This window comes from Pseudonocardia zijingensis (assembly GCF_042657305.1).
Classification (GTDB): Bacteria; Actinomycetota; Actinomycetes; order Mycobacteriales; family Pseudonocardiaceae; genus Pseudonocardia; species Pseudonocardia zijingensis.
The window spans coordinates 233,161-249,922 of the sequence record NZ_JBHSKO010000002.1 but is presented as its reverse complement, the minus strand read 5'-3'; the positions used below and the strand labels follow the sequence as shown (position 1 = coordinate 249,922).

General features: G+C 74.7%; 16 protein-coding genes. 12 read left to right on the top strand and 4 right to left on the bottom strand.

Features of this window, described 5'->3' with window-relative positions; translation table 11 throughout:
* Positions 1 to 2: 2 nt before the first annotated feature.
* From ACFPL3_RS05400 to ACFPL3_RS05385, 4 genes are read left to right on the top strand one after another with little or no spacing between them, the layout of a single operon-like run.
* The gene (locus ACFPL3_RS05400; RefSeq protein WP_343946035.1) at positions 3 to 1,088 is read left to right on the top strand and encodes an ABC transporter permease; all 1,086 of its coding nucleotides are present in this window, start codon (positions 3 to 5) and stop codon (positions 1,086 to 1,088) included.
* Positions 1,088 to 1,960, top strand: coding sequence for an ABC transporter permease (locus ACFPL3_RS05395; RefSeq protein WP_343946028.1), 873 nt, complete (start codon positions 1,088 to 1,090; stop codon positions 1,958 to 1,960). The genes ACFPL3_RS05400 and ACFPL3_RS05395 overlap by 1 nt, the downstream gene beginning before the upstream one ends.
* Entirely contained in the window at positions 1,957 to 3,267 is a 1,311-nt protein-coding gene (locus tag ACFPL3_RS05390) for an amidohydrolase family protein (protein WP_343946027.1), read from the top strand. Before ACFPL3_RS05395 ends, ACFPL3_RS05390 begins: the two co-directional genes overlap by 4 nt.
* A gap of 15 nt (positions 3,268 to 3,282) precedes the next feature.
* Complete coding sequence (locus ACFPL3_RS05385) at positions 3,283 to 4,275, top strand: isopenicillin N synthase family dioxygenase (RefSeq protein WP_343946026.1); 993 nt, start codon at positions 3,283 to 3,285, stop codon at positions 4,273 to 4,275.
* Here ACFPL3_RS05385 and ACFPL3_RS05380 read toward each other — a convergent pair.
* Positions 4,236 to 5,039: a helix-turn-helix domain-containing protein gene (locus ACFPL3_RS05380; RefSeq protein ID WP_343946024.1), complete on the bottom strand. Its 804-nt coding sequence runs from the start codon at positions 5,037 to 5,039 to the stop codon at positions 4,236 to 4,238. The genes ACFPL3_RS05385 and ACFPL3_RS05380 overlap by 40 nt on opposite strands.
* A gap of 83 nt (positions 5,040 to 5,122) precedes the next feature.
* Here ACFPL3_RS05380 and ACFPL3_RS05375 point away from each other — a divergent pair, with 83 nt between their 5' ends.
* Positions 5,123 to 5,557 (top strand): SRPBCC family protein, encoded by a 435-nt coding sequence (locus tag ACFPL3_RS05375; RefSeq protein WP_343946023.1) that lies wholly within the window; start codon positions 5,123 to 5,125, stop codon positions 5,555 to 5,557.
* Here ACFPL3_RS05375 and ACFPL3_RS05370 read toward each other — a convergent pair.
* Positions 5,554 to 6,495 carry a zinc-binding dehydrogenase gene (locus tag ACFPL3_RS05370; RefSeq protein ID WP_343946022.1) on the bottom strand — a complete coding sequence of 314 codons (942 nt, stop codon included), beginning with the start codon at positions 6,493 to 6,495 and terminating at the stop codon, positions 5,554 to 5,556. The genes ACFPL3_RS05375 and ACFPL3_RS05370 overlap by 4 nt on opposite strands.
* A gap of 73 nt (positions 6,496 to 6,568) precedes the next feature.
* Here ACFPL3_RS05370 and ACFPL3_RS05365 point away from each other — a divergent pair, with 73 nt between their 5' ends.
* A complete protein-coding gene (locus ACFPL3_RS05365; protein WP_343946021.1) occupies positions 6,569 to 6,967 on the top strand; it encodes a winged helix-turn-helix transcriptional regulator in 399 nt (132 codons plus the stop codon).
* A 37-nt stretch (positions 6,968 to 7,004) separates the two neighbouring features.
* Here the strand turns inward: ACFPL3_RS05365 and ACFPL3_RS05360 are convergent, their stop codons facing one another.
* Positions 7,005 to 7,685 (bottom strand): Rid family hydrolase, encoded by a 681-nt coding sequence (locus tag ACFPL3_RS05360; protein WP_343946020.1) that lies wholly within the window; start codon positions 7,683 to 7,685, stop codon positions 7,005 to 7,007.
* 23 nt (positions 7,686 to 7,708) lie between these two features.
* On the bottom strand, positions 7,709 to 9,283 hold the full coding sequence (locus ACFPL3_RS05355; RefSeq protein WP_343946019.1) for a flavin monoamine oxidase family protein: 1,575 nt from the start codon (positions 9,281 to 9,283) through the stop codon (positions 7,709 to 7,711).
* 162 nt (positions 9,284 to 9,445) lie between these two features.
* Between ACFPL3_RS05355 and ACFPL3_RS05350 the strand changes: the two genes are divergently transcribed.
* From ACFPL3_RS05350 to rpmA, 6 genes are all read left to right on the top strand, one after another.
* Positions 9,446 to 10,927 (top strand): APC family permease, encoded by a 1,482-nt coding sequence (locus tag ACFPL3_RS05350; RefSeq protein ID WP_379588447.1) that lies wholly within the window; start codon positions 9,446 to 9,448, stop codon positions 10,925 to 10,927.
* Positions 10,927 to 11,661 (top strand): IclR family transcriptional regulator, encoded by a 735-nt coding sequence (locus ACFPL3_RS05345; RefSeq protein ID WP_343946017.1) that lies wholly within the window; start codon positions 10,927 to 10,929, stop codon positions 11,659 to 11,661. Before ACFPL3_RS05350 ends, ACFPL3_RS05345 begins: the two co-directional genes overlap by 1 nt.
* Positions 11,662 to 11,878: 217 nt before the next feature.
* Positions 11,879 to 12,658 carry a TIGR03936 family radical SAM-associated protein gene (locus ACFPL3_RS05340; RefSeq protein WP_343946016.1) on the top strand — a complete coding sequence of 260 codons (780 nt, stop codon included), beginning with the start codon at positions 11,879 to 11,881 and terminating at the stop codon, positions 12,656 to 12,658.
* Between the two features lie 176 nt (positions 12,659 to 12,834).
* Positions 12,835 to 16,026 carry a translation initiation factor IF-2 N-terminal domain-containing protein gene (locus ACFPL3_RS05335; protein ID WP_379588446.1) on the top strand — a complete coding sequence of 1,064 codons (3,192 nt, stop codon included), beginning with the start codon at positions 12,835 to 12,837 and terminating at the stop codon, positions 16,024 to 16,026.
* A gap of 114 nt (positions 16,027 to 16,140) precedes the next feature.
* The gene (gene rplU / locus ACFPL3_RS05330) at positions 16,141 to 16,449 is read left to right on the top strand and encodes a 50S ribosomal protein L21 (RefSeq protein WP_343942440.1); all 309 of its coding nucleotides are present in this window, start codon (positions 16,141 to 16,143) and stop codon (positions 16,447 to 16,449) included.
* A gap of 12 nt (positions 16,450 to 16,461) precedes the next feature.
* A complete protein-coding gene (rpmA, locus tag ACFPL3_RS05325; RefSeq protein WP_343942439.1) occupies positions 16,462 to 16,719 on the top strand; it encodes a 50S ribosomal protein L27 in 258 nt (85 codons plus the stop codon).
* Positions 16,720 to 16,762: the final 43 nt, after the last annotated feature.

Below are 16,762 nucleotides of genomic sequence, written 5' to 3'. Positions count from 1 at the left end.
CGATGACCCGCGACCCCGCGACCGTCCCGGCGCCCGACGGCGTGCTCGGCCGCGTCCTGCGGGGTCCCGACAGCCGGGCCGCGAGCGTCGCGGTCCCGGTCGGCGCGGTGCTCGCCGCGCTGGTGGTCGGCGGCGTGCTCATGGCCGTGGAAGGCGTGGCGCCGCTGTCGGCCTACGGCGAGGTGGTGCTCGGCGTCTTCGGGCGCACCCGCGGCCTGATCGACACCGCGGTCATGGCCACCCCGCTGATCCTGCTCGGACTCGGCGTCGCGGTCGCCTACCGCGCGCGGGTGTTCACGATCGGGGCGGAGGGCCAGTACATCGCGGGGGCGCTCGCGGGCACGGCGTGGGCCACGGTCGGCCCGCCGTTGCCGGGGCTCCTGCTGCTGGTCAGCGGGCTCGCGGTGGCCGTGCTCACCGGTGCGGCCTGGTCCGGGGTCGCCGCGTGGATGCTGGCCCGGTTCGGCGCGAGCGTGGTGATCACCAGCCTGCTGCTCAACTACGTGGCCGCCGCCGCGCTCGCCTGGGCGGTGCGGGTGGGCATCCGCGACCCCGGCTCGTTCACCCCGCAGAGCAGACCCCTCGGCGCCGCCGCACTGCCCGACATCCCCGGCACCGGTGTCCACCTGGGCTTCCTCGTCGCCCTCCTGGCGGTGCCCGCGCTCGCCGCGGTGCTGCGCCGCACCCGGTTCGGCTTCCGGGTCGAGGTGCTCGGCGCCCACCCCGAGGTGCTGGCCGCCACCGAGGCGCGCCCCGCGCGCACCCGGCTCGCGGTGCTCGCGCTCGCCGGGGCGTTCGCGGGTCTGGCCGGGTTCGTCGAGGTCGCCGGGGTGACCGAGCGGATGACCCCGGCGTTCGCCACCGGCTACGGCTTCACCGCGATCATCGTGGCGCTACTCGGGCGGCTGCGCCCGGTCGGCGTGCTCGTCGCGGCGCTGCTGCTGGCCGGGCTCACGGTCGGGTTCGACGAGGCCGAGCGGGTGTTCATCATCCCGTCGACCACGGTCGGGGTGATCCAGGCGCTGATCGTCGTGTTCTTCGTGGCCGGTGATGCCCTGAGCCGACGTCCGGGCAGGCGGAGGCGCTGATGGACACCCTGTTCACCCTCGCCACCCTCGCGGCGGCGGTCCGGCTCGCGATCCCCGTGGCCGTCGCGGCGCTCGGCGAGCTGGTGACCGAGCGGGCCGGCGTGCTCAACCTCGGTCTCGAGGGCACCATGTTGTTCGGCGCGCTGGCCGGCTACCTCGCCACGCTCGCGAGCGGCACCCCGTGGCTGGGGCTGGGCGGCGGGCTGGCGGCCGGGGCGGCGTGCGGCGCCGTGATCGCGCTGCTGGTGGTGGTGATCCGGGCCGACCAGATCGTCACCGGGCTGGCGTTCACGCTGTTCGCGGTGTCCGCCACCACGTACCTGTTCGAGCAGTCGTACACGATCGGTCAGGCGCCGCCGCGGATCCCGAGCCTGTCGATGGGGCCGCTCGTCGCGATCGTGCTCGTCGTGCTGGCCGGCGTGTGGTTCGTGCTCGCCCGCACCACGGCCGGGCTCGTGCTCGGCGCCACCGGCGAGGCGCCGGAGGCCGTGGACGCGCTCGGCTACCGCGTGCCGCGGGTCCGCACGCTCGCCACCGTGGCCGGGAGCGCGCTCGCCGGCCTGGCCGGGGCGATGCTCGTCTGCGGGCCGCTCGGGCTCTTCGTCCAGAACGTCACGGCCGGGCGCGGCTGGGTGGCGCTGGCGCTGGTCGTCTTCGCGCGGTGGCGCCCGGGCCGCGCGGTGGCGGGCGCGCTGCTCTTCGGGCTCTGCGACGCGGCGCAGCTGCGGCTGCAGGGCACCGCCACCGAGATCCCGTACGAGGTGTTCCTCGCGCTGCCGTACGTGGTCACGCTGCTCGCGCTCGTGGTGCGGGCCCGGCGCAGCGGCACGCCGGCGGCGCTCGCGGTGCCGTTCGTCCGGGGCGGGACATGACGGACCTGCGGATCGGCCCCGCGCTCGTCGTGCCGGTGACGGCCGAGCCGTTCACCGGCTACGTCGAGGTCACCGGCGGGGAGATCACGCACCTCGGCCCGGCGCCCACCGACGCGCCGGCCGCGGAGACCGTGGCGGCGCCGGGACGGATCGTCATCCCGGCGTTCGTCAACACCCACTGCCACACCAGCCAGCAGCTGGGCCGCGGCCTCGGCGACGACGTCGGCCTGCTCACGTGGCTGCACGAGCGGATCTGGCCCTACGAGCTGGCGCTCGACGAGTCCGACTCCGAGCTCTCGGCGCTGGTCTGCGCGATCGAGCAGGTGCGCAACGGCTGCACCCTGCTCGCCGACCCCGGCGGCCGGCACGTCGACGGGATGGCCCGCGGGATCGCGGCCGTCGGGATCCGCGCCCTGCTCGGGCGCAGCGCGATGGACTCCGGCGACGGCCGTCCGCCCGGTGACCGCGAGACGACGGACGAGGTGCTCGCCGCCCAGGACGAGCTCGTCGAGCGCTGGCACGGGACGGGCCTGCTCCGCTTCTCCTACACCCTGCGCACGATCTTCAACTGCTCCGACGAGCTGATCACCGCCACGGTGGAGCGCGCGCGGGAGCTGGGCACCGTCGTGCAGATGCACGTGGCCGAGGTGCCGGAGGAGAACGCGCACTCGGTGGCGACGCGGGGCACCACCACCGTGCGGCACCTCGACCGGCTGGGTGCCCTGGGCCCCGATCTGCTCGCCGTGCACGCCACCTGGGTGGACGACGGGGAGATCGGGCTGCTCGCCGAGCGCGGCTGCCCGGTGTCGCACAACGCGGCGTCCAACCTCAAGATCCTCGGCACCCCGCGGATCGCCGACATGCTCGACGCGGGCGTCCACATCGCGCTGGGCACCGACGGCGCGCCGTCCAACAACCGCATGAGCCTGCTCGACGAGATGTGGCTCGCGGCGATCGTCCAGAAGGGCGTGCGGCGCGACCCGACCGTGCTCCCCGCCGCCGCCGTGCTGCGGATGGCGACCGTCGACGGCGCCACCGCGCTCGGCATGGGCCATCTCGTCGGTTCGCTGGAGACCGGCAAGCGGGCCGACCTCGTCGTGCTCGACCCGTTCACCCCCAACTTCGCCACCGCGGCCGACCCCGTGTCCGCGCTGGTCACCGCCTGCAAGTCCGAGAACGTCGAGTCCGTGCTCTGCGACGGCGAGTGGGTGCTGCGCGAGCGGCGCCTCGCCCGCGTCGACGAGGCCGCGGTGCTCGCTGAAGCCGCCGACCGCGCCGCCGCCGTTCGCCGCCGGCTGCAGCTGTAGAACCAGGAGGAACCCGTGACCGAGACCCTGCCCACCGTCGACGTCAGCCCGTTCGCCACCGGCGCGCCGCCGAGCCCCGAGCAGGACGCCGTCGCCGCGGAGATCGACCGGATCTGCCGGGAGATCGGCTTCTTCCTCATCGCGGGCCACGGCGTCGACCCCGCCGTGAAGGAGTCGATGTTCACGGCGATGCACGACTTCTTCGCGCGCCCGGTGGAGGAGAAGGAGAAGATCGCGATCGGGAGGTCGGAGAACCACCGCGGCTACGTCGGGATCGCGGCCGAGAAGAGCGACGAGGAGGGCGCGGCCGACCTCAAGGAGTCGCTCGACACCGGCGGCGAGCACGGCCCCGACCACCCCGAGGTGCAGGCAGGCGTCCCGACGTTCGGGCCGAACCAGTGGCCGGACGACCCCGCGTTCCGCGCGGCGTGGGAGGCCTACCGCACCCAGGCCATCGAGGCCGCGCAGCGCGTGCAGCGGGCGATGGCGCGGGCGCTCGGGCAGCACGACGAGTTCCTGCTCGACCGGCCCGGCGGCGAGGTCATGTACCACCTGCGCCTGCTGCACTACCCGCCGCAGGAGACCGTGCAGCCCGGCCCCGACCAGCTCGGCTGCGGCGCCCACACCGACTACGGCACCGTCACCCTCCTCGCCGACGACGGCGTGGGCGGCCTGCAGGTGATGACGCGCGACGGCACCTGGATCAGCGTCGGCATCCCCGCCGACCTGCTCGTCGTCAACATCGGCGACCTCATGGCGATCTGGACCAACGACCGCTGGGTCTCCAACCCCCACCGCGTGGTCAACCCGCCCCGGACCGACCGCTACTCGATCCCCCTCTTCGTCACCCCGCCCTTCCACGCCGAGATCGCCTGCCTCGACTCCTGCCTCGAGGCGGGTGCGGAGCCGAAGTACGACGCGCAGGAGGCCGGGCCGTACCTGATGAGCCGGCTCAACGCCACCCACACCTACCGCAACCCGCTGCTGGCGGAGGCCGGATCGTTCTGATCGAGGACGCACCTGAGCGCACCGGGCGTACAGCCGGTATGTTCGCGCACGGTGCGGGTGAGGTGGGCCTGGTCGGCGAAACCGAGGTCGGCCGCGAGCAGGGCGAGGTTGCGCTCGCCCTGCTCCAGCCGCTCCAGCGCGCGCCCCACGCGTACCCGGTTGCGGTAGCGGGTGACCGGGACACCGACCTCGCGTACGAACGCCCGGCTCAGCCGGTAGGGCGAGACCGCGAGGTGATCGGCGAGGGGGAACAGGCCGCGGGCGGCGGGAAGCCCGGCGAGAATCGCCTCCCGAGCCGCCGCGACCAGCGCCCCATCGCCCGCTGACCCGGCGGGGAGCAGACCGACCGTCGCGGAGAGCAGCGCGAGCAGTCGTTCCACCAGCGCGTAGTCCGGATCACCGCCTGTGGCGAGCAGCCGCCGGTGGGCGAGGTCGACGTGGGCGTCGACGTAGAAGTCGGAGCGGGCGGGGGCACGGCACAACGCCTCCCAGCTGGCGGGAGCGATCGAGATCGACGTGCAGACGTCGCCCCCGGCGGGGTGGGCGAAGCGCTCCTCCACCCCGGGCCGGGAGAGGTACCCGACCGTCGGGTCGAGGTGGGTGAGGCCCTCCGGGCCCGCCCGGCGGAACCGCCCCGCACGGATGAGCACGAGGCGGTGTTCGCCCGGCGCCTCCGCGTCGGACCAGCGACGCCGGTGTTCCTGGCACACCACCGTGCTCACCGTGAGGCCGGACCAGGCGGCGACTTCGGCGACCGAGAGCACGTCGCGGACGTTATGCGTGACCTCCGACGATTCCCGCAAGGATGTTCAAGACCCCGCTCGTCGTGCCCCGCCAAGCTCGTGGCATGGCACTCCTGCGTACCGAGTTCCCCATCGCCGCCACGCCCGCCGACGCCTGGGCCGTCATCCGCGACTTCGCGGCGGGCCCGCTGCGCATGGCCCCTGGTTTCGTCGTCGGTTGCGAGGCCGACGGGGACGTCCGGGTGGTCACGTTCGCCGACGGCGTGGTCGCGCACGAGCGGTTCGTCGCGCTCGACGACCGCGAGCGGCGCATCACCTACGCCGTGGTCGGCGGCAGCGTTCGGCCCGACCAGGACACCGCCGAGATGCGGGTGGTCCCCGCGGACGGCGGCTGCCGGCTGATCTGGACCCACGACGTCCGCCCCGACGAGCTCGGCCCTGCCTTCCAGGCGGCGATGGACCGCGGGGCGAAGGTCATCAAGCGGACGTTGGAAGGCGGCGGAGCCGGCCTGACGGGCGCCCCGCGCTCAGCGCCCTAGCGTCGCCCGGGGACGAGCACCAACCGCCCGCGCAGCCCGCCCGCCGCGACCTTCCGGTACGCCGCCGCCGCGTCCTCGAGGTCGTGCACCCCCGCCACCCTCGTGCGGACGACACCGGCCTCGGCCAGACCGGCGATCCGGTGGAGCCGCTCACCATCCGCGCTGATGAGGACCGTGTGCACGCGGATGCCCCGCAGCGGTGCCGGTCCCGGGGTCGCCACGAGGTGGGCGAACGCGCCACCGTTGCGCACGGCCTCCTGCGCGGCGACCCCGACCAGCGCGGCGTCGACGACACCGTCCACGCCGCCCGGCACCAGTTCGCGCACGGCCGTGGGCAGATCTGCACCCCGGGGGACGACGTGCCGCGCTCCGAGCTCCCGCACGAGGCCCTCGTCGGCCGGGGCGGCGAGCGCCACGACGTCCAGCCCCCGGTGCCGGGCGAGCTGCACGGCGTACCCGCCGACCGCGCCGGCCGCTCCGGTGACGAGCAGCGTGGCCCCGGCGGCCAGCGCCAGCGCGTCGAGCGCCTGATCGGCGGTGAGGGCGTTCAGCGGGATCGTCGAGGCCGCGACCGGATCGAGCCGGCGTGGGGCGGGCGCCACCGCGGTCGCGTCGAGCACGACCTGGTCCGCGTGTGTCTTCAGCGGCCGTCCGAGCAGGTCGGACAGGCCGATCACCGGCGTGCCGACGGACAGGTCGACGCCGGGGCCGACGGCGTCGACCGTGCCGGCCACGTCCCAGCCCAGGCCGTACTGCTCGCGGGCCGCGGTGAGGCCGAGCCGCTGCAGATCTCCGCGGGAAACCGCCACGTCGACCGGGTTCACCGCGGCCGCGGCCACCGCGATCCGGACCTGCCCCGGCCCCGGCTCGGGAACGGCCGTCTCCACCAGCTCGATCGCATCCGGCCCGTCGAGCCGTCGGGCCACCAGTGCACGCATGGCTCCACGATCGGAGAGCTACTCTTCGTCGGGAAGAAGGCACCTGCAAGTGCGCAACGCACGCGGAGGAGAGATGGCCACCCGCACCGCGAGCGAACGCCGAGCCGAAGCGGCGCGGCGGTACGACGCCTACATCGCGTCCTGCCCCACCCGCCAGCTGCTGGACCGGATCAGCGACAAGTGGGTCACGCTCGTGCTGTCGGCGCTCGCCGACGGGCCGAAGCGGTACTCGGACCTGAGCAGGCGCATCGCCGGGGTGAGCCAGAAGATGCTCACCCAGACACTGCGCTCGCTCGAGCGCGACGGGCTGGTCAGCCGGGCCGTCACACCGTCGGTGCCGGTGCGGGTCGACTACGCGCTCACCCCGCTCGGGAGCACGCTCATGCCGTTGCTGGCCCACATCAAGCAATGGGCGGAGCAGCACATGGACGAGGTGGCCGCGGCCCGCGCCGGTCACGACGGCGCCGGCTAGCGCCTCCGCGCCCGCCCTGTGAAGCGAGCCCCCGCGCTCACTGCGGGGACGTGCCGTCCGGGAAGACGGCGTCGACCTCCACCTCCACCAGCCAGCCCGCCACCGGCAGGCTCTGCACCTCGAGCGCGAACCGGCTCGGCCGGGCCGGGTTGCGCACGAGCGGGGCCGCCGGTGCCGCGCTGCCCATCGGCACCAGCTCGGTGTCACCGGTGGCCAGGTTGGTGTTCGCGAAGAACTGCCGGTAGGCCCGGTTCCAGCCGGCGTAGTCCGCCCGGTCCGAGCCCGGGGCGTTGTCCAGGAACACGCGCATCGACGTGACGTCGTCCAGGCGCAGTCCCTGCAGCTCCAGGTTCTCCTGGATCGCGCGCAGGACGTTCATCCCCTGCGCCTCGGTGATCGTCACGCCCGCGGGCAGCGCGCCGCCCGGGAACTGCCCCGGGTCGATGAACGCCTCCGGTGTGCCGTCGGCGGCGGCGGTGTTGAGCTGCGTCGGGCCGGTGCCGCTGCTCTTGTAGAGGTTGGCGCCCGCGCCCAGCGCGACGCCCTCGGCGATCATCGGGTTGTCCTCGCCGTCGGGCAGCACGGCCCGCGCGGTGAACGGCTCCTCCGGCGCGGCGGCGGGTGCCGGGGTCGCGCAGCCGCCCAGGCCGAGGACGGCGGCCGTGGCAGCGGCGGTGACAGCGGCGGCGGTGACGGGGAACAGGCGGACGGGACGCATCGAGCGCACTCCTTCGGGATCGGTCAGTTCGCGCCGGCGACGCGGCGGTGGACGGCGGTGACGACGGCGCGGGCGGAGGTCAGGGCGCCGTGCTGCCACGCGATGGCGTTGGAGAGGTGGTCGCCCGTGAACCAGATGCGGCCCACGGGCTGCAGGAGCAGGCGGTACTCGGGGCTGTGCTGGTCCCAGGTGGCCCACGCCGACTCCGAGAAGCGGGTGCGCGCCCAGCTGCCGGAGAACGAGGCGGTCACGCCGTCGCGGTAGACGTCGCCGTGGATCTCCGCGCCCTCGGTCAGCGCCTTGGCGAGCCGCTGCCGGTGGGTGAGCGACTCGAACGCCTGGTGGCGCGGCCCGGTGTTGTAGTAGCCGACGACGATGCCGCGGTCGGCGTGGAAGTGGTCGTAGGGGAACATGATCTGGGCGATGTCCTTGTCGGTGTTGCTGGCACCGCCGTAGATCCGCTGGTCGGTCTCCCACCACCGGCGTGAGTACTCGATCCCGAGCTTCCCCGACGACGTGCGGCCCGCCGACCCGAGCGCCGCAACCACATCGGCCGGCAGGTTGTGGTCCAGCCGCGGCACCAGGTGCGGCGGCAGCGTGCAGATCACGTGGTCGGCGGTGATCGACTGCGGGCGGCCGCCCTCGCGGAACTCGACGGTGACGCCGTCGGGCGTGTTGCGCACGGCGGTGACCTCGGCGCCGAACCGCACCCGCTCGGCCCCGATGCGGTCGGTGAACGCCTGGTAGATGCGGTCCATCCCGCCGACCGGCGTCATCATGATCGTCGCCTGGTCGTACTCGAAGTCGAACGCGAAGTTGCGGCCCAGGCCGCTGCGGATCACGTCCGACATCCCGTACGGCGGCAGCTGCGTGCCGTAGTCGGTGCCCGCGCCCGGCTCGCCGGCGTAGCCGCGGCGGGTGGAGCCGAGGTAGCGCCCGTCGCTGCTGAGGTCGCCGAGGTCGGTGAGGAACTCGGCGAGCGCGGCCTTGTCGTCCGCGCTGAGCACGTCGTCGAGCGCCCCGCGCGACGTCGCCTTGTGCAGCAGCTCGGCCACGTAGCCGTACGTGTCGGACTTGGCCTCGCGGTAGGTCACCGAGGTCTTCGACAGCGGGGTGTCGCCCGCGTAGTTGACCAGCGTGTTCGCGTTCTGGTTGCCGAACGGCTGCAGCTCCACGCCCAGCTCGCGGCAGTAGTCGAGCGTGACGTGGCTCTGCGGGATGCGGGTGGCGCCCATGTTGAAGAAGTGGCCCTCGCTGAACGTGGCCCGCTGGGTCTCGCCGTTCAGGTCGGTCTCCTCGGTGCCGCCGCGGATCGACCACACCCGCCCGCCCGGCCGCGTCCGGGCCTCCAGCACCGTGACGTCGTAGCCGGCCTTGCCCAGCTCGTAGGCTGCGGCCAGGCCCGCGGGCCCGGCGCCGAGCACCACCACCCGGTGGTGGCCGGGCGCCTGCCCGACGAGGTCACCCATCGCGGGCGGCCGGAACGCCGCGGCCGCGGCCGCCGGCGCCAGGCCGATCGCCGACATCGCCCCGTACACCACCCCGGCGCCCCCGGTGGCGCCGAGCCCTTTCATGAACGATCTGCGCGTGACGGTCACGATCATCGATCGTCGGTCCGCCCCGCGTCGGCCGTGCGAACGCGCGCGAACGATCGGCGGCGCCAGGAGTGGGAGAGCGGGTGCCGGGCTCCCACTCGCGGTGCGCCGTTCGACCCGCACGGGTCACCCGGCGGTAACACCGCGCGCCTAGCGTCGGCCGGCATGTCGGCCCTCGCGGACGCCATCGCCCGCTCGTTCACGGCGGGAGAGCCGGAGCGCCCCGCGGTGTCACCGCTGCGCGCGCTGGGCCGCCGCAGGCTGTCCGGGCTGGAGGTGCTCGCCCAGTCGGTGGCGACCACCGCGCCCGCGGCCTCGATGGTGGTGCTGCCGGTCACGATGCTGCAGACCGGTGACCCGGCCGCAGGCGTGCTCACCGTGCTGGGCGCCACGCTGCTGATCATGTGCATCGCGGGCTGCGTCGTCCGGTTCACCCGGCGGCAGGTCGCGGCGGGCGGGCTGCACAGCTTCGCGTTCCAGGGCCTCGGCACCCGCGCGGCGCTCGCCACCGGCGTCGCGATCCTCGCGAAGTTCCTCGGCAGCGCCGCGCTCACCCTGCACTCCGGCGCCGTCACCGTCACCACGCTGGCCACCCTCGCCGGGTTCGACGCCACCGGGGCGGGCGCGCGGCTCGCCGTGCTCGCCCTCGTCGCCGCCGTGGTGCTCGCCGTGCTGGTGCGCGGGGTGCGGGTCGGGGCGATCGCGATCCTCGCCGTCGAGCTCTGCTCGCTGGTGTTCATCATCGGGCTGTCCGTGCTGCCCGCGCCGGGCGTGGTCGTGCTGCCCGCACCGGCGGCGGGCGCCACCCACGCCGTGCTCTACCTCGCGCTCGCCACGATCTTCTCGCTCGCCGGCTTCGAGAGCGCCACGTTCTTCGGCCCCGAGGCGAAGCGCCCGTTCGTCACCATCACCCGCACGGTGCTCGCGACGCCGCTGCTGTGCGGTGCGCTGTTCGTCGTGGCGGCGTGGGCGGCGTGGACCGGCCGAAGCGCCACCCTGCTGAACGCGTGGCTGCACGGCACGGCCTCCGGCGTGCCCGCCCCGCTCGTGGTGGCCCTGCACGTCGGCGTCGGCTGCTCCTGGCTCGCCTCGGCCACGGCGTCGGCGCACGCCGCGTCCCGGCTCGTGTACTCGATGGGCGTCGAGCGGTTGCTGCCGCGGCGCTTCACGAGGGTGCACGCCCGGTTCCGCACGCCGTGGCCCGCGCTCGTCCTGATCGTGCCGGTCATCGCCCTCGGCGCCGGGGTCACCGCCGTGGCCGGCGCCGGCGACCTGCGCCACGTCGTCCGCGCGATGGTGGTGTTCGCCTACGTGCTCGTGGCGGCGGCGTCGGTCCGGTTCCTGCTGCGGATCGGCGAGCACACCCCCGCCGCGCTCGTCACCGGCACCGCGGCGGCCGCCGTCGGCACCGCCCTGCTGGCCTACCAGCTGGTGGCCACCCTGCTCGACGGCAGCGGCGCGGCCGCCGCCGTGGTCGTCGCGCTGCTGCTCGCCGGCCCCTGCTGGCAGCGGTTCCTGCGCCGCCGCGAGCGCCTCGACGGGATCGGGGCCTTCGACTGCGCGGAGTCGGCCGACGTGCTGCCGGGTTCCGGCGCCCTGGCCCGCGACGCCGCGGGCAACGTCGTCCTCGTCCGCCGCTCGGCCTGATGGCCGGCTGCGACCGCGCTCCCGCGGGGCAAGAGCCGGGGGCGGTGCAGAAGGCCCTCGCGCTGCTCGAGGCCGTCGCGCAGCTCGGCGCGGGCGTGACGGCGCGCGAGATCTCCCGGCACAGCGGCATCCCGCCCGCCACCGCGTACCGGCTGCTCAACCTGCTCGTCGCGGACGGCTACCTGGTGCGGATCGCCGACCTGTCCGGGTTCGCGCTCGGCCGGCGCACGCGCGAGCTCGCCGGGGCCGCCGTGAACGACCCCGAGCCGCTGCCGGCTCCGGGCGTCGTCGACGAGCTGCGGACCCACGTCCGCTTCGGGATCTTCGTCGCGTCCTACGCGCACGGGCGGGTCCGGTTCGTCGACCGCGACCCCGACCACGAGCTGCCCGACGAGGGGACGATCCGGATGCACCTGCACGCCTCGGCGATCGGGAAGCTGTTGCTCGCGCAGCGCCCCGAGCTGGCGCCCACAGCCCTGCGCCCGGTCACCGCGCGCACGATCACCCACCCGGACACCCTCGCCGCCGAGCTGGGCGCGATCCGCGAGACCGGGGTGGCCCGCGAGGTCGACGAGGCCCGCCTCGGCCGCTCCGCCCTGGCGGTGCCGGTCCGCGACGGCGCGCGGCGCGTGATCGGTTGCCTCGTCGCCATCGGGCGCACCGGTCGGATCGCGGTGGACGACGCCGGTCTCGTGCGGATGCTGCGCGCCTACGCCGACCGGGCCGGCGCCTGACCCACCGTGCCCGGGAGCCAAGATCGCCGGTCGGGCGCGTTTTCCGACACCTGGCGTCGGGAAACGCGCCCGAACAGCGATCAAGCCCACGCTCGACTGGTCATCCGGCGCGGTGGAGCTCTCAGCGGCCGGAGTCGATCTCGAAGTGGCCCGCCGCATCGCCGTGCAGCGGGCATGACGCGCCCGGTCCTTCCCTCGCCTGCCTAGACTCCCCGCCATGGCTCGCGTGCGCCCCGGGGAGGCCGCCAACCCCGCCCCACCCACCGTGCAGAAGGTGCGGCTGCGGTTCGCCAAACGGGGGCGGCTGCGGTTCCTCTCCCACCGCGACGTGGCGCGCAGCTTCGAGCGGGCGGTGCGGCGGGCGGGGGTGCCGGTGGCGCACTCGCACGGCTTCAGCCCGCACCCGCGGCTGTCGTGGATCGGCGCCGCACCCACCGGCACGGCCAGCGAGGCCGAGTACGTGGAGATCGGGCTGACCGAGCCGGTCGACCCCGATGCACTCGCCAGGGCCCTGGACGCGGCCCTGCCCGACGGCCTCGACGTGCTCGCGGCCGCCGTGGCCGAGGGGCCCGCGCTCGCCGACCGGATCGAGGCCGGCAGCTGGGTGGTCGAGCTGCCCGGCGTCGAGCCCGGCGCGCTGCGGTCCGCGCTGGCCGAGTTGCTCGCGCGGGACTCGGTCGTCGTCGAACGCGTCACACCCTCCGGCCGTCGTCAGATCGACGTCCGGGCCGCGCTCGTCCGCGCCGACGTGCGGGATCCGGCCCAGGTCGATGCCGCTCCGTCGGGTGGCGCGCCCGCGATGCCCCCCGATCGGGCGGGAGTCTGTGCGATACTGACGGCGGTCGTACGGCAGACGACACCCGCTGTTCGACCCGACGACGTGTTGGGTGCACTCGATGTTGTCGCAGGCCTCAGGCCGCCATCGCCCGCGAGGGCGACCAGGACGGCCCAGGGACTGCTCGACCATCGGGGCGACCTGGCCGATCCTCTCGGCTGAAGACCGGGTCACCACCCGGGCCTGATTCCAGCGGACCGGCTCGTCGCCGAGGAGTACCGCCCCGCGGGGCGGAGCGAGACCCGAGGATTGCTCGTCGCGCAACGCGTCGAGAGAACTGCACGTGGCCCCTGCGCGGCCGCCTCCGCACCGGAGGCGCCCGGGGGCGGAGGAGCTGGATGTCGAATACAGAAGCGCCCGCCGGTACGCCCGGCGGGCCTGTCCCCGTACCCGCGCTGGACGATCTCCCCGAAAGGATGCGGGTGCACGCGCTCGCCAGAAGGCTCGCCCGTACGAGCCGCGAGGTGCTCGCGGCGCTGGCTTCGCTGGGCATCGAGGTGCGCAGCGCGCAGTCGAGCGTCGACAAGAAGGTGGCCGAGCAGGTAGCCGCCACGTTCGAGCCCGCGCCGGAGGAGGCGGCCGCCGACGAGGCGCCCGCCGCCGAGGCCGGCGCCGAGCCGGCCGAGGAGCCCGCCGCGCTCGCGCCGGTGTTCGCTCCGCCCACCCCGCTGTTCCAGGCGCCCACCCGGGGCCGCCGCAAGGCCGCCGCGCCCGAGCCGGTCGAGGAGGAGCCCGCCGCGGCGTCCGACGACGCCGAGGCCACCGGCCCGGCGGGTGCTGACGACGAGGGCGACGACTCCGAGGACGGCACCGGCCGCAGGCGCAGGCGCCGCGGCCGCCGCGGTCGTGGCCGTGGGCGCGGCGGCGACGAGGACGCCAACGAGGACACCACCGCCGACGCCGAGGACACCGGCTCGGCCGAGTCCGACACCGACTCCGCCGACTCCACCGGCGACACCGACGGCGAGGGTGACTCCGACACCGACGAGGGCGCCGCACAGGACGACGAGGCGGCCCAGGGCGACGGCGAGGCGGGCGGTTCCCGTCGGCGCAGGCGCCGCAGGCGTCGCCGCGGTTCCTCCGAGGACGGCTCCGACTCCGGCGACGAGGCCGACCCGCCCAACACGGTCACCAAGGTGCGGGCACCGCGCGAGGCGCGCGACGCCGACGAGGGCGACGGCGTGCAGAGCGTCCGGGGCTCCACCCGGCTGGAGGCCAAGCGCCAGCGCCGCCGCGACGGGCGTGACGCCGGGCGCAGGCGGGCGCCGATCCTGTCCGAGGCCGAGTTCCTGGCCCGCCGCGAGTCGGTCGACCGCACGATGGTCGTGCGCGAGCGCGGCGACCGCGTCGAGATCGCGGTGCTCGAGGACGACGTGCTCGTCGAGCACTTCGTCAACACCACCGGCGGCCGTGACGGCACCGGCAAGTCGCTGGTCGGCAACATCTACCTCGGCCGCGTCCAGAACGTGCTGCCGAGCATGGAGGCCGCGTTCGTCGACATCGGCCGCGGGCGCAACGCCGTGCTGTACGCGGGCGAGGTCGACTGGGACGCCGCCGGGCTCGGCGGCAAGCAGCGCCGCATCGAGCAGGCGCTCGCCAGCGGCGACAGCGTGCTCGTCCAGGTCACGAAGGACCCGATCGGCCACAAGGGCGCCCGCCTCACCACCCAGATCAGCCTGGCCGGCCGCTTCCTCGTCTACGTGCCGAGCGGCGGCGCCGCCGGGATCAGCCGCAAGCTGCCCGACGTCGAGCGCAAGCGGCTCAAGGACATGCTCAAGGAGATCGTCCCCAGCGAGGCCGGGGTGATCATCCGCACCGCGTCGGAGGGCGTCAGCCAGGAGGCGCTCGAGCGCGACGTCCGCAGGCTGCAGGCCCAGTGGGAGGTCGTGAAGAGCAAGGCCGAGGCCACGGGCCCCAACAAGCCCAAGGCGCCGGTTCTGCTCTACGAGGAGCCGGACCTTCTGGTCAAGGTCATCCGCGACCAGTTCAACGAGGACTTCTCCCGGCTCGTCGTCGACGGCGACGACGCGTGGGACACGGTGTCGGGCTACGTCGCGCACGTGGCGCCGGAGCTCGCCGACCGGCTGCACCGCCACGTCGGGCCGAACGACGCGTTCTCCGCCTACCGGATCGACGACCAGCTGCTCAAGGCGCTCGACCGGAAGGTGTGGCTGCCCTCGGGCGGCACGCTGGTGATCGACCGCACCGAGGCCATGACGGTCATCGACGTCAACACCGGCAAGTTCACCGGCTCCGGCGGCAACCTCGAAGAGACGGTCACCCGCAACAACCTCGAGGCGGCCGAGGAGATCGTGCGCCAGCTGCGGCTGCGCGACATCGGCGGCATCATCGTCATCGACTTCATCGACATGGTGCTCGAGGCCAACCGCGACCTGGTGCTGCGCAGGCTCACCGAGTGCCTGGCCCGCGACCGCACCCGCCACCAGGTGGCCGAGGTCACCTCGCTCGGCCTCGTCCAGATGACCCGCAAGCGCGTGGGCGGCGGGCTGCTCGAACACTTCTCCACACCGTGCGAGCACTGCCGCGGGCGCGGCGTGATCGTCAACACCGAACCCGTCTCGAGCGGTCCCGTCCGATCCGAGCGCTTCGACCGCCCCGAACGTGACGGGCGCCGCTCACGCGGTGGCCGCGGCCGGCGCGACGGCGACGACCGCAACGGTCAGGACGTGCGCACGCAGGAGCCCGTGCCGAGCGCCAACGGCATCCGCAACGGCCGTCCCGAGAGCACCCCCGCCGACACCTCCGCGGCGGCGGCGTCCGTTGACGTCGGTGCGCCCGCCCCGGTCGTCACCCCCGCGGTGCTCGACCCGGCAGGCCCTGCCCCGGCGGCGGAACCCGCCCCCAGCACGAGCAGGCGGGTGCGCCGCAGCGCCCGCCGCGGTGTGGTGCAGACCTCCCCTTCGGCCGGGCCGGTGGACGTCGCCGCCGACGCGGTGGAGGAGGTGGTGGTCGAGCGCTCGGTCGCTCCCGAGTCGGCCAGCGACACGGCAGCGCCCGACACGGCAGCGCCCGACACGGCAGCGCCCGACACGGCAGCGCCCGACACGGCAGCCACCGACACGGCAGCCACCGACACAGCAGCGCCCGACACGGCAGCGCCCGACACGGCAGCCATCGAAACGGCAGCGCCCGAGGCAGCAGCTCCCGCGCCCGCCGAGCCGGTCGCCCCGGAGCCGGCAGCCGCCGAGCCCGTCGCCGCCGAACCGGTGGCCGTCGAGCCGGCCGCTGCTGAGCCCGCCGCCGACGAGCCGCAGGAGCGCCCCCGGCGCCGCCGCGGCCGCGTCACCCGCACCGCCGGTGCGCCCACCGCCATCGCGGGCGACGCGCCGGTCGCGGCGGTCGTCACGGTGTCGAGCACGCCCCAGCCGGCCGAGGCATCGGCCGCGCCCGCCCCGGTGGCCGTGCCGCCGCAGGCCGAGCCCGGTCCCGCCGTCCGGCCGCGCCGCTCCCGGCGCGCCGCGTCCCGGCCCGCGGGCCCGCCCGTCGAGGGTGGGGCCGACCCGGCATGACCGCCCGTCGAACCCGTCCGGTATCCTGGGAAATCAGTGCCGCCCTGGAGAGCAGTCGCGGCCCGCGCAGGATTTCCTGTGACACGACCCCCGAGCTTCAGGAGCAGTGCGTCGATGTACGCGATCGTCAAGACCGGCGGTAAGCAGTACAAGGTGGCCGTCGACGACGTGGTCACCGTCGAGAAGATCGACGGGGAGCCCGGCGCCGAGGTGAACCTGCCGGCCGTGCTCCTGGTGGACGGCGAGGACGTCACCACGGATGCCAAGGCGCTCTCGGCCGCCTCGGTCACCGCCACGGTGGTCGAGCACACCAAGGGCCCGAAGATCCGCATCCACAAGTTCAAGAACAAGACCGGGTACCACAAGCGGCAGGGCCACCGGCAGCCGCTCACCAAGGTCCAGGTCACCGGCATCTCGAAGTAGGAGGACGCCACCATGGCTCACAAGAAGGGTGCGTCCAGCTCGCGCAACGGTCGCGACTCCAACGCACAGCGCCTCGGCGTCAAGCGCTTCGGCGGCCAGGCCGTCAACGCGGGCGAGATCCTCGTCCGCCAGCGCGGCACCAAGTTCCACCCGGGTCTCGGCGTCGGCCGGGGTGGCGACGACACGCTGTTCGCGCTCGTCGAGGGCTCGGTCGAGTTCGGTTACTCGAAGGGCCGCAAGGTCGTCAACGTGGTGCCGGCGCAGGCCTGAGGCCTGCGCACCCAGTAGAACCTGACAACGGCGGGCCGCCCGG

Excerpts from the sequence above, each read along its gene's own strand:
- ACFPL3_RS05390 (WP_343946027.1), top strand. The coding sequence starts at position 1,957 with ATGACGGACCTGCGGATCGGCCCCGCGCTCGTCGTGCCGGTGACGGCC.
- ACFPL3_RS05395 (WP_343946028.1), top strand. The coding sequence starts at position 1,088 with ATGGACACCCTGTTCACCCTCGCCACCCTCGCGGCGGCGGTCCGGCTC.
- ACFPL3_RS05365 (WP_343946021.1), top strand. The coding sequence starts at position 6,569 with ATGGCCACCCGCACCGCGAGCGAACGCCGAGCCGAAGCGGCGCGGCGG.
- ACFPL3_RS05375 (WP_343946023.1), top strand. The coding sequence starts at position 5,123 with ATGGCACTCCTGCGTACCGAGTTCCCCATCGCCGCCACGCCCGCCGAC.
- rpmA (WP_343942439.1), top strand. The coding sequence starts at position 16,462 with ATGGCTCACAAGAAGGGTGCGTCCAGCTCGCGCAACGGTCGCGACTCC.
- ACFPL3_RS05370 (WP_343946022.1), bottom strand. The coding sequence starts at position 6,495 with ATGCGTGCACTGGTGGCCCGACGGCTCGACGGGCCGGATGCGATCGAG.
- ACFPL3_RS05335 (WP_379588446.1), top strand. The coding sequence starts at position 12,835 with ATGTCGAATACAGAAGCGCCCGCCGGTACGCCCGGCGGGCCTGTCCCC.
- ACFPL3_RS05350 (WP_379588447.1), top strand. The coding sequence starts at position 9,446 with ATGTCGGCCCTCGCGGACGCCATCGCCCGCTCGTTCACGGCGGGAGAG.
- ACFPL3_RS05345 (WP_343946017.1), top strand. The coding sequence starts at position 10,927 with ATGGCCGGCTGCGACCGCGCTCCCGCGGGGCAAGAGCCGGGGGCGGTG.
- rplU (WP_343942440.1), top strand. The coding sequence starts at position 16,141 with ATGTACGCGATCGTCAAGACCGGCGGTAAGCAGTACAAGGTGGCCGTC.
- ACFPL3_RS05340 (WP_343946016.1), top strand. The coding sequence starts at position 11,879 with ATGGCTCGCGTGCGCCCCGGGGAGGCCGCCAACCCCGCCCCACCCACC.
- ACFPL3_RS05400 (WP_343946035.1), top strand. The coding sequence starts at position 3 with ATGACCCGCGACCCCGCGACCGTCCCGGCGCCCGACGGCGTGCTCGGC.
- ACFPL3_RS05360 (WP_343946020.1), bottom strand. The coding sequence starts at position 7,685 with ATGCGTCCCGTCCGCCTGTTCCCCGTCACCGCCGCCGCTGTCACCGCC.